Raw genomic sequence first — 11,090 nt, forward strand, 5'->3', positions numbered from 1 at the left:
ACCCTGAGAGCCGGCCGCGCGGGGTGGGGGACCGGAGGGCCCCGGCCCCCGCCCCTAGGCCGGGAGCACAGGATCCGCCGGATGCGGAGCCATCGGCAGCAGCGAAGCCAGCCGCGCCTCACACAGCTCCACCAGCCGCCCGTACCCCGCCGCCCCCATGAGTTCCGTCAGCTCCGGCCGGTACGACACATAAACCGGCTCCCCCGCCCCATGCGCCGACGTCGCACTCGTGCACCACCAGTGCAGGTCGTGCCCACCCGGCCCCCAGCCCCGCCGGTCGTACTCGCCGATCGACACGACCAGGACACGCGTCTCGTCCGGCCGGTCCACCCAGTCGTACGTCCGCCGGATCGGCAGCTGCCAGCACACGTCGGGCTTCGTCTCCAGAGGCTCCTTGCCCTCCCGCAGAGCGAGAGCGTGCAGCGCACACCCCTGCCCGCCGGCGAATCCGGCCCGGTTGCTGAAGATGCAGGCACCGTCGACGACGCGGGTCTGACGTTCACCGTCCTCGTTGACCATGGCCCAGGCGCCGGCCTTCTTCGTTCCCAGGCCGTGGAACTGCCAGGTCTCGGGCGTGAGCCGGGCGGCGTGGCCGGCGACGCGCTGCTCGTCCTCCTCGTCGGAGAAGTGCGCGCCCAGCGAGCAGCACCCGTCGGCGGCGCGGCCGGCGACGATGCCCTGGCACCCCTGCCCGAAGATGCATGTCCAGCGCGAGGTGAGCCAGGTGAGGTCGCACCGGAACAGCTGCTCCTCGTCGGCCGGGTCGGGGAATTCGACCCAGGCGCGGGCGAAGTCGGGACCGACCTCGTCCGGCACGGGAACCGGCACGGAGGCGGACGCGGATCGCCGCGGGGACGTTTTCGACTGCTTGATCTTCTTTGCCACGTTCTTCGCCACGCCGCCAGGGTAGATCGCCGCGGGCCCGGACGACGTCTGCTGCGGCCCCCGCACCCTGTGCGGCGCTGATGGGCGCTAGCGTCTGTCCCATGCGACTCGGAGTGCTCGACGTGGGTTCCAACACCGTTCACCTACTGGTGATGGACGCGCACCCGGGTGCGCGCCCGCTGCCGGCCTACTCCCACAAGGCGGAGTTGCGGCTGGCGGAGCTGCTCGACGGGCGCGGGGCGATCAGTCCGGAGGGCGTCGACCGGTTGGTGGCGACGCTCGCGCAGGCGCTGCGGGTCGCCGAGGACAAGGGCGCGGAGGACGTGCTGGCGTTCGCCACCTCGGCGGTCCGGGAGGCGGCCAACGGCGAGGCGGTGCTGGCGCGGGTCGCCGCCGAGACCGGTGTGACGCTCACGGTGCTGTCGGGCGAGGACGAGGCCCGGCTGACGTTCCTCGCGGTGCGCCGCTGGTTCGGCTGGTCGGCGGGACGGCTGCTGGTTCTGGACATCGGGGGCGGCTCCCTCGAAGTCGGTTACGGCATGGACGAGGACCCGGACGCGGCGGTCTCGCTGCCGCTCGGCGCGGGACGGCTGACGAGTGCCTGGCTGCCGGGCGATCCGCCCGCCACCCACGACGTGCGCGCCCTGCGCAAGCACGTCAGGGCGGAGATCGCCCGTACGGTCGCGGAGTTCTCCCGGCTGGGCCGCCCCGACCACACGGTGGGGACGTCGAAGACGTTCAAGCAGCTCGCCCGGATCGCGGGCGCCGCGCGCAGCGCCGAGGGCGTGTACACCCAGCGGACGCTGACCCGGAAGTCGCTGGAGGAGTGGGTGCCCCGGCTGTCGACGATGAGCCGGGCCGAGCGCACGCAGCTGCCGGGGGTCTCGGAGGGCCGCGCCGGACAGCTGCTGGCGGGAGCGCTGGTCGCGGAGGCGGCGATGGACCTGTTCGGGGTCGCGGAGCTGGAGATATGTCCGTGGGCTCTTCGTGAAGGCGTGATTCTGCGCAAACTCGACCTGATGGGGAATGAACGCGGCTCCATGTTGACCGTGTCACGTCGGCGCAGATGAGAGTGACGTTCGGCTGACCGGTCGCCGTACGCTGTCTCCCGTGGCTGAACGAGCGGACCATGAGGCGTACGCGGACCGGCAGGCGTTCGGTGTCCCCGCGCCGGGAGGTGTCCCTGCGCCCGGACACGTGGTGCGCGTGCCGGACGCGAAGGTCGCGCTGTCCACGGCCTCCGTCTATCCGGAGTCGACGGCGACGGCGTTCGAGATCGCGGGGCGGCTCGGTTACGACGGCGTCGAGGTCATGGTGTGGACCGACCCGGTCAGCCAGGACATAGAGGCGCTGCGCCGGCTCTCGGACTACCACCACGTCCCGATCCTCGCGGTGCACGCGCCGTGTCTGCTGATCACGCAGCGGGTGTGGTCCACGGACCCCTGGATCAAGCTCCAGCGGGCGCGCGCGGCCGCCGAGACGCTGGGCGCGTCGACCGTCGTCGTCCACCCGCCCTTTCGGTGGCAGCGCAACTACGCGCGCGATTTCGTCCGGGGCATCTGGCGGATGGCGGACGAGACCGACGTCCGCTTCGCCGTCGAGAACATGTATCCGTGGCGGTACCGGGACCGCGAGATGCTCGCGTACGCGCCCGACTGGGACGTCACCAAGGACGACTACCGGCACTTCACGGTGGACCTGTCGCACGCCTCCACGTCCCGCAGCGCGGCCCTGGACATGGTCGACCGGATGGGCGACCGGCTCGCGCACGTCCACCTCGCCGACGGCAACGGCTCGGCCAAGGACGAGCACCTGGTGCCGGGCCGGGGCGGGCAGCCCTGCGCCGAGCTGCTGGAACGGCTCGCGCTGAGCGGGTTCACCGGCCATGTGGTCGTCGAGGTCAACACCCGGCGTGCGATGTCCGCCGCCGAACGTGAGGCCGACCTCGCCGAGGCGCTGGCCTTCACCCGGCTCCACCTGGCCACGGCGGCCAGGGTCCCCGGCGCGTGACGGCGGGAGCACGGGGCGAGCCGGCGGGCGGGCCGCGCCGCCGGGGGCGTCCCAGCGGTACCCGGGCGGGGGCGACCGACTCGCGGGACCGCATCCTGTCCGCCGCCCGCGCCGAGTTCTCCGCCCACGGCTACGACAAGACGTCGGTCCGTTCGGTCGCGAAGGCGGCGGGAGTGGACGCGGCGCTGGTGCACCATTATTTCGGCACCAAGGAGCAGGTGTTCGCGGCGGCGATCGAGGTGACGTTCGAGCCCGCCCTGCACGTGCCCGACGTGCTGGGACCGGGCCCCGACGGCATCGGCGAGCGGCTCGCCCGCTACTTCTTCGGCGTCTGGGAGAACCCGGCGACGCGCGGTCCGCTGCTGGCCGTGGTCCGGTCCGCGCTGACGCACGAGACGGCGGCGGCCGTGCTGCGCGGGTTCCTGCTGCGCAGGCTGCTGGAGCGGATCGCGGAGGATCTGCGGGTGCCGGACCCGAAACTGCGGGCCGAGCTGGCCGCGTCGCAGATGGTCGGGATCGCGATCCTGCGCTACGTGATCAAGGTGGAGCCGCTGGCGTCGGCCGACGTCGACGACATCGTGGCGCTGATCGCGCCGACGCTGCAGCGGTACCTGACCGAAGCGTGACGGGCTGCGTGGGGCTGGAGCATGACCGGGATATGAGCCATTCGTCCCGCATTCCGGACAGACTGTCCAGGGCGTGGAACCTCGGCGTACTGTCGGAAGGATCCGAGGACGAACTTGAGGGAGTGGAGCTACCGTGCCCGATCTGAGGTCACGAACGGTCACCCACGGCAGGAACATGGCGGGGGCCCGCGCCCTGATGCGCGCCTCCGGTGTGGCGAGCGCCGACATCGGCAAGCCGATCATCGCTGTCGCCAACAGCTTCACCGAGTTCGTACCGGGCCACACCCACCTCCAGCCGGTCGGCCGGATCGTCTCCGAGGCGATTCTCGCGGCCGGCGCCGTCCCGCGCGAGTTCAACACCATCGCGGTCGACGACGGCATCGCGATGGGCCACGGCGGCATGCTCTACTCGCTGCCCTCGCGCGACCTGATCGCCGACTCCGTCGAGTACATGGTCGAGGCGCACTGCGCCGACGCGCTGATCTGCATCTCGAACTGCGACAAGATCACGCCGGGCATGCTGATGGCCGCGCTGCGCCTCAACATCCCGGTCGTCTTCGTCTCCGGCGGCCCGATGGAGGCCGGCAAGGCCACCCTCGTCGACGGCACCGTCCGCAAGCTCGACCTGGTCAACGCGATCTCCGACGCGGTCAACGAGAACATCTCGGACGAGGACATCCTCCGTATCGAGGAGAACGCCTGTCCGACCTGCGGCTCGTGTTCCGGCATGTTCACCGCCAACTCGATGAACTGCCTCGCCGAGGCGATCGGTCTGGCGCTGCCCGGCAACGGCTCCGTGCTGGCCACCCACACCGCCCGCAGGGCGCTGTACGAGGACGCCGGCCGGACCATCGTCGACATCACCAAGCGCTACTACGAGCAGAACGACGAGACCGTCCTGCCGCGCAACATCGCGACCCGCGCGGCCTTCGAGAACGCCGTGGCGCTCGACATCGCGATGGGCGGCTCGACCAACACGATCCTGCACCTGATGGCCGCCGCCCAGGAGGCCGAGGTCGACTTCTCCATGGCGGACATCGACGCGCTCTCGCGCCGGCTGCCCTGCCTGTCGAAGGTCGCGCCCAACGGCGACTACTACATGGAGGACGTGCACCGGGCCGGCGGCATCCCCGCCATCCTCGGCGAGCTGTACCGCGCGGGCCTGCTCAACGAAAGCGTGCACACCGTGCACTCGCCCTCGCTCGCGGACTGGCTCAAGAGCTGGGACATCCGCGGCGGCTCCCCGTCGCCCGAGGCCGTCGAGCTCTTCCACGCCGCCCCCGGCTGCGTCCGCTCCGCGTCCGCCTTCTCGCAGTCCGAGCGCTGGGACACCCTCGACACGGACGCCGCCAACGGCTGCATCCGCGACGCCGCGCACGCCTACTCCACCGAGGGCGGCCTGGCGATCCTGTACGGCAACCTCGCCGTGGACGGCTGCGTCGTGAAGACCGCCGGGGTCGACGAGTCGATCTGGACCTTCGAGGGCCCCGCCGTCGTGGTGGAGTCCCAGGAGGCCGCCGTCGACGCGATCCTCACCAAGCGCGTCAAGGAGGGCGACGTCGTCGTCATCCGCTACGAGGGCCCCAAGGGCGGCCCCGGCATGCAGGAGATGCTCTACCCGACCTCGTTCCTCAAGGGCCGCGGTCTGGGCAAGGCCTGCGCGCTCATCACCGACGGCCGCTTCTCCGGCGGCACCTCGGGGCTGTCGATCGGCCACTGCTCCCCGGAGGCGGCCTCCGGCGGCACCATCGCCCTCGTCGAGGACGGCGACCTGATCCGCATCGACATCCCGAACCGGGGCGTCAACCTCATCGTCTCCGACGAGGAGCTCGCCGCCCGCCGCGAGGCGCTGGGCGGCGCCTACGCCCCCAAGGACCGGGTGCGCAAGGTCTCGCCGGCGCTGCGCGCCTACGCCGCGATGGTGACCAGCGCGGACAAGGGCGCGGTCCGCGACGTCAGCAAGCTCGAAGGCTGAGTCCTCCCGCTGCCCCGGCCCGGTCGATCCCGACCGGACCGGGGCAGCGGTGTGTCCGTGGTCTCCGCCGGCCGCGCCGTTCGGCGATAATCGAACCGTGGAAGACGACCCCCAGACCCAGCCGCACGACCAGCCGCGACCCCCGACCGCCGACGGCCCCCGGCCCGAGCCCCTCCGCTTCTTCGGCACGACGTGGGTGGACCACGACGGCGGCTACGCGCTGCGCCGCGCCGGTGTCGCCGTCGGCGCGCTGGCCGCCGCCGCGGCGGGTGCCTTCGTGCTCCGCTTCGGTTTCCAGGGGCTGAGCATCGCGAAGGTCGGATCCGTCGTCGGGCTGCTCGTCGTCGTCGCCTTCGCCGTCTGCAGCGCGCTGGCCTTCCGCAAGACCTGGGAGGGCTTCACGCGCCGCCCCGAGCCCGGCGGCAGGGGATCCGACGCGGCGGCGAGCTCCGCGCAGGGCATTCTGCTGATCGGTTTCATCGGCACCCTGCTCGCCTACGCCGCCCGTGCCCTCATCGAGGCCCCCGGCGAGAAACTGCACCGCGCCGAGTACGAGCGCGCCCGCGAACTCCACACCCGCCGCCGCACCACCCGCACCGGCAACCCGGCCGCCCGAGCAGCGGCCAAGAAGCGCAAGCGGGCCTGACAGCCGTCGGGCCCGCCCGGTGGGTGACGGGTGCCCGTCGCCCGCCCGTCGCCCACCGGAAGTGCTACCCCCGGCGGGAAGCCGCGACCGCGCCGACCGTGCCCACGACGGCCGCCACGATCGCGCCGCGCCACAGGCCGTCCCACAGGCTGCCGAAGAAACCCTCGCTGCTCAGGATCTGACGCATCACGAAGTCGGAGACGAAGAGCAGCGCGGCCGGGACCACCGCCACCTGCCACGGGTGGGCGCGCGCCCACCGGCGGATGCGCCGGTCGGCCTTGGCGCTGGTGCCGAGCACCGCGCCGGCGCCGCCGACGAGGAAGAAGAGCATCAGGGCGACGGACAGCGCGCTGACGACCATGCCGAGTCCGAAGTCACCCCCGATGGCATGGAGCGCGAGCGAGACTCCGCCGCCCAGCGCTCCCACGGCGGCGGCGGGCCGCCAGGGCCCGAGCGTCGCCGAGGCCACGGCCAGCTGCCGCTTCTCGGACCTGGTCACATCGATGTCGCGGGATGAACGCCTCATACCGCCACGGTCCTGCCGTCGCCGCGTGAACGCCATAGGGGATGACCCTGAGCAGACCCCCGACCGACCCGGACGACCCGGGCACCCGTCCACCCCGCCCGCACGGCGCCAACGCTTGACGCGTGCTCTTCCGCGGAGCATATTCATCGCATGATGAATAAATTTGAACCCGCGGTACGCGCCGACGGCCTCACCGTCGTCCGCGGCAGCCGCACCGTCCTGAACGGCATCGGGTTCACCGTCCCGCGCGGCCAGGTCACCGGTCTGCTCGGCCCCAGCGGCTGCGGAAAATCCACCCTCATGCGCGCGATCGTGGGCACCCAGGCGCACGTCACCGGCACCCTCGAAGTCCTGGGCCTCGCCGCCGGCCACCCCCGGCTCCGCTCCACCGTCGGCTACGTCACGCAGGCCCCGTCCGTCTACACCGACCTCACCGCGCGCCAGAACCTCGACTACTACGCGTCCGTCCTCGGTCTGACCCGCGCCGCCCGCCGCGACCACGTGGACCGCGCCCTCACCGACGTCGACCTCGTCTCCCACGCCGACTCCCTCGCCGGAAACCTCTCCGGCGGCCAGCGCGGCCGGGTCTCGCTCGCGGTCGCCCTCCTCGGCGAACCCGAACTCCTCGTCCTCGACGAACCCACCGTCGGCCTCGACCCCGTACTCCGCCGCGACCTGTGGAACCTCTTCCACCGCCTCGCCGACGAGCGCGGCGCCACCGTCCTGATCTCCTCGCACGTCATGGACGAGGCCGAACGCTGCCACCGCCTGCTGCTCATGCGCGAGGGCGGCATCCTCGCCGACGACACCCCCGACGGGCTCCGCGAGTCCACCGGCTCCGCCACCGTCGAGGAGGCGTTCCTGCACCTCGTGGACGCGGCCAACGCCGGACAGAACCACCCCTCGAACGTCGTCCCCCTCCCCGACACCCGCCAGGAGCAGGTCACATGAGCGCCCAGCAGCCGCCCGCCACCACCCTCCCCCAGACCCTGTCAGGGGGGACCCCCAGCCGGCACTCCCTCACCCGGCACGAAACGCGGGCTCCCCGGGCCTTCTCCGTCTCACGCACCCTCGCGACCGCCCTCCGGGTCCTGCGCCAACTCGGCCACGACCCCCGCACCATCGCCCTGATGCTGGTCGTCCCCTGCCTGCTGCTCGCCGTGCTCAGCTGGGTCTACGACGGCAAGCAGCGCACGTTCGACCAGGTAGGAGCGTCGCTTCTCGGCATCTTCCCGCTCATCCTGATGTTCCTGGTCACCTCGATCGCCACCCTCCGCGAACGCACCTCCGGCACGCTGGAGCGACTGCTGTCCATGCCCCTGGGCAAGGCCGACCTGCTCGGCGGCTACGCCCTCGCGTTCGGCGGCGTCGCCGTCGTCCAGGCCTGCCTCGCCACCGGGCTCGCCGTCTGGGGGCTGGGGCTGGACGTCGTCGGATCGCCCTGGCTGCTCCTCGTCATCGCCCTCGCCGACGCGTTCCTGGGCATCGCCCTCGGGCTCTTCGTCAGCGCCTTCGCCGCCAGCGAGTTCCAGGCCGTCCAGTTCATGCCGGCCGTCCTCCTCCCGCAGCTGCTGATGTGCGGACTCCTCGTCCCGCGCGACACCATGCAACCGGTGCTCTCCGCCGTCTCCGACGTGCTCCCCATGTCGTACGCGGTCGACGGCATGACCCAGGTGCTCCAGCACACCGGAGTCACCGGCGACTTCGTCCGCGACCTGGCCGGCGTCGCGGCCTGCGCCCTGCTGGCCCTGGCCCTGGGAGCGGCGACCCTCCGCCGCCGCACCGCCTGAGGTCCGTCCGACTCCCGTACCGGCAGTCGGCCGGACCGCCGCGGGCGGTGCCCGTGGTGCGAGGATGGCCGCGAAAGCCCCCCGTATCGCTTGAGGTGAGCCGCCATGACCCAGAAAGTCGCCGTACTCGGCACCGGCAAGATCGGCGAGGCCCTCCTCTCCGGCATGATCCGGGCCGGCTGGTCGCCCGACGACCTGCTCGTCACGGCGCGGCGCCCGGAGCGTGCGGAGGAACTGCGCAACCGCTACGGCGTCGAGGCCGTCAGCAACGCGGAGGCGGCGAAGGCCGCCGACACCCTCATCCTCGCGGCGAAGCCGCAGGACATGGGGGCGCTCCTGGACGAGCTGGCGCCGCACGTCGCCGCCGACCGCCTCGTCATCAGCGCGGCCGCCGGCATCCCGACCGCGTTCTTCGAGGAGCGGCTGACGGAAGGCCTCGCGGTCGTCCGCGTCATGCCGAACACTCCGGTGCTGGTCGACGAGGGCATGTCCGTCATCTCCGCGGGCAGCCACGCCACGGAGGCGCACCTCGTCCGCACCGAGGACATCTTCAAGCCGGTCGGCAAGACACTGCGCGTCCCCGAGAAGCACCAGGACGCCGCCACCGCGCTGTCCGGCTCGGGGCCCGCGTACTTCTACTACCTGGTCGAGGCGATGACCGACGCCGGCATCCTCCTCGGCCTGCCCCGCTCCCAGGCGCACGACCTCATCGTCCAGTCGGCGATCGGCGCGGCCGTCATGCTGCGCGACAGCGGCGAGCACCCGGTGAAGCTCCGCGAGGCGGTGACCTCACCGGCCGGCACCACCATCAGCGCCATCCGCGAGCTGGAGAACCACGGCGTGCGGGCCGCGCTGATCGCGGCCCTCGAAGCGGCCCGTGACCGCAGCCGCGAACTGGCCTCCGGCAACGGCTGAGGTACGGAGGGGCGGCACCTCACCACGTGAGCTCCCGCCCCTCGCACACCTACGCCGCCACCGTCACAGCAGCCCGATCGCCCGGTAGGCGGCGTCCACCGTCGGCCGCGCGAGGGCGCGCGCCCGCTCCGCACCGTCGCGGAGCACCCCGTCGAGGTACCCGGGATCGGCGCAGAGCGCGGCGTGGCGTTCCTGCAACGGCCGCAGCAGCTCGACGACCGCCTCCGCCACGTCCTTCTTCACCGCGCCGTACGAGTCGTACTCCGCGGCCAGCGCCTCCGGCTCCCCGCCGGTGCAGGCGGCCAGGATCTCCAGCAGGTTCGCGAGCCCCGGCCGTTCCTCCCGGTCGTACTCCACCTCGGACCCGCTGTCCGTCACCGCCCGCATGACCTTCCTGCGGATCACCGCGGGCTCGTCGAGCAGGAAGACGGACCCCGCGGTCGTCGTCGCGGACTTGCTCATCTTGGAGACCGGGTCCTGCAGATCCATCACCCGCGCCGCCACCGGCGGCAGCACCGCACGGGGCACGGTGAACGTGTGCCCGTACCGCTGGTTGAAACGGGCGGCCAGATCACGGGTCAGCTCCACGTGCTGCGCCTGATCGACGCCGACCGGTACCTCGTCGGTCCGGTACGCCAGGATGTCGGCCGCCATCAGCACCGGATAGGTGAGCAAGGAGACGCGCACCGTCTGCTGCTGAGCGGATTTCTCCTTGTACTGGATCATGCGACGGAGTTCCCCGTCGGTGGCCGTGCACTCGAGTACGTACGACAGCCGGGTGTGCTCTTCCACGTGGCTCTGCACGAATACGGTGCACACCTTCGGATCGAGCCCGGCCGCCAGCAGGAGTGTGGCCATCTGCCGCGTCAGCCGTCGCACCCGGGCCGGCTCGTGCTCGGTGGTGAGCGCGTGCAGGTCGACGACGCTGAAGAGCGCGTCCTCCTGGCGCGGGCTCTGGTGCTGGTCGACAGCGACCCACCGCTGGATGGCCCCGAGGTAGTTCCCCAGGGTGAGGTGCCCCGACGGTGTCACTCCGCTGAAGATCCGCGTCATCTCAGAGACTTCTTCCTTGTCATGACCGCCGCTGTCGCCGGCCGGGCGTCAAGGTCGAGAAACGCGAACGGCCGCCAGAGCGGCGGCCGTTGGGTGCATGCGCTGCGAGGTCGGCCGCCTTCAGGCGGCCCACCACTGTTGGGTGTGCGCATGCGTAGTCATCGGGCTCAGGGTACTCCCGGGCGGTCGGATCGGCACGGGGTTGACGAAGGTGGGTCGCGTGCGTAGTGTTCTCCGAGTTGCCCGCCGGTGAACGCCGACGCGAGTCGGTCCCGAGGCAGCCACTCCGATTAACACCATCATGCGAACGAACGACGTGCTGTCGTTTTGTTTTCGTGCGTGTTTTCGGAATGGGAACGGAAAGCGGTCGATTGGATCGGACGCCGAAGTTCCGCTAAAGTTTCACTCGTCGGAAGGGCCTAACGGCCCGGATGGCAAGCCCCGCTGACTGGGGGTCAGGCCCGAAAGGTTCTGATAGAGTCGGACTCGCCGGAAAGCGCGAAAGCGAAGAAGGCGAAACCCGCTGACTGGGAATCTGACGCGAAAGCGTCTGATAGAGTCGGAAACACGAAGGGAAGCCCGGAGGGCGCCGGAGACGGCACCAAAGGAAGCGTCCGTTCCTTGAGAACTCAACAGCGTGCCAAAAGTCAACGCCAGACTTAAA

General features: G+C 71.4%; 11 protein-coding genes. 8 read left to right on the forward strand and 3 right to left on the reverse strand.

Annotated elements, in window-relative coordinates; genetic code table 11:
* Positions 1-54 precede the first annotated feature (54 nt).
* On the reverse strand, positions 55-873 hold the full coding sequence (locus O3X23_RS43020) for a hypothetical protein (protein ID WP_443048154.1): 819 nt from the start codon (positions 871-873) through the stop codon (positions 55-57).
* Positions 874-986: 113 nt separating this feature from the next.
* Between O3X23_RS43020 and O3X23_RS43025 the strand changes: the two genes are divergently transcribed.
* The 5 genes from O3X23_RS43025 to O3X23_RS43045 all read left to right on the forward strand — a co-directional run bounded on the left by O3X23_RS43025 (position 987) and on the right by O3X23_RS43045 (position 6,142).
* Complete coding sequence (locus O3X23_RS43025) at positions 987-1,955, forward strand: Ppx/GppA phosphatase family protein (RefSeq protein WP_269280575.1); 969 nt, start codon at positions 987-989, stop codon at positions 1,953-1,955.
* A 127-nt stretch (positions 1,956-2,082) separates the two neighbouring features.
* Positions 2,083-2,895, forward strand: a complete 813-nt coding sequence (locus O3X23_RS43030; RefSeq protein WP_269280607.1) for a sugar phosphate isomerase/epimerase family protein — start codon at positions 2,083-2,085, stop codon at positions 2,893-2,895.
* A complete protein-coding gene (locus O3X23_RS43035; protein ID WP_269280578.1) occupies positions 2,892-3,521 on the forward strand; it encodes a TetR/AcrR family transcriptional regulator in 630 nt (209 codons plus the stop codon). The genes O3X23_RS43030 and O3X23_RS43035 overlap by 4 nt, the downstream gene beginning before the upstream one ends.
* 133 nt (positions 3,522-3,654) lie before the next feature.
* Complete coding sequence (ilvD, locus tag O3X23_RS43040; RefSeq protein WP_269280581.1) at positions 3,655-5,496, forward strand: dihydroxy-acid dehydratase; 1,842 nt, start codon at positions 3,655-3,657, stop codon at positions 5,494-5,496.
* A 97-nt stretch (positions 5,497-5,593) separates the two neighbouring features.
* Positions 5,594-6,142 carry a hypothetical protein gene (locus O3X23_RS43045; RefSeq protein ID WP_269280585.1) on the forward strand — a complete coding sequence of 183 codons (549 nt, stop codon included), beginning with the start codon at positions 5,594-5,596 and terminating at the stop codon, positions 6,140-6,142.
* 64 nt (positions 6,143-6,206) lie between these two features.
* Here O3X23_RS43045 and O3X23_RS43050 read toward each other — a convergent pair whose 3' ends face one another.
* A complete protein-coding gene (locus O3X23_RS43050; protein ID WP_269280588.1) occupies positions 6,207-6,668 on the reverse strand; it encodes a hypothetical protein in 462 nt (153 codons plus the stop codon).
* A gap of 150 nt (positions 6,669-6,818) precedes the next feature.
* Between O3X23_RS43050 and O3X23_RS43055 the strand changes: the two genes are divergently transcribed.
* The 3 genes from O3X23_RS43055 to proC all read left to right on the forward strand — a co-directional run bounded on the left by O3X23_RS43055 (position 6,819) and on the right by proC (position 9,373).
* On the forward strand, positions 6,819-7,619 hold the full coding sequence (locus O3X23_RS43055) for an ABC transporter ATP-binding protein (RefSeq protein ID WP_269280591.1): 801 nt from the start codon (positions 6,819-6,821) through the stop codon (positions 7,617-7,619).
* Positions 7,616-8,458: an ABC transporter permease gene (locus tag O3X23_RS43060; RefSeq protein ID WP_269280594.1), complete on the forward strand. Its 843-nt coding sequence runs from the start codon at positions 7,616-7,618 to the stop codon at positions 8,456-8,458. The genes O3X23_RS43055 and O3X23_RS43060 overlap by 4 nt, the downstream gene beginning before the upstream one ends.
* Before the next feature lie 105 nt (positions 8,459-8,563).
* Positions 8,564-9,373 (forward strand): pyrroline-5-carboxylate reductase, encoded by an 810-nt coding sequence (gene proC / locus O3X23_RS43065; protein ID WP_269280599.1) that lies wholly within the window; start codon positions 8,564-8,566, stop codon positions 9,371-9,373.
* A 63-nt stretch (positions 9,374-9,436) separates the two neighbouring features.
* Here the strand turns inward: proC and trpS are convergent, their stop codons facing one another.
* Positions 9,437-10,426: a tryptophan--tRNA ligase gene (trpS, locus tag O3X23_RS43070; RefSeq protein ID WP_269280602.1), complete on the reverse strand. Its 990-nt coding sequence runs from the start codon at positions 10,424-10,426 to the stop codon at positions 9,437-9,439.
* Positions 10,427-11,090: the final 664 nt, after the last annotated feature.

The sequence above is a fragment of the Streptomyces sp. H39-S7 genome (assembly GCF_027158205.1).
In the GTDB taxonomy this organism is placed as follows: Bacteria; Actinomycetota; Actinomycetes; order Streptomycetales; family Streptomycetaceae; genus Actinacidiphila.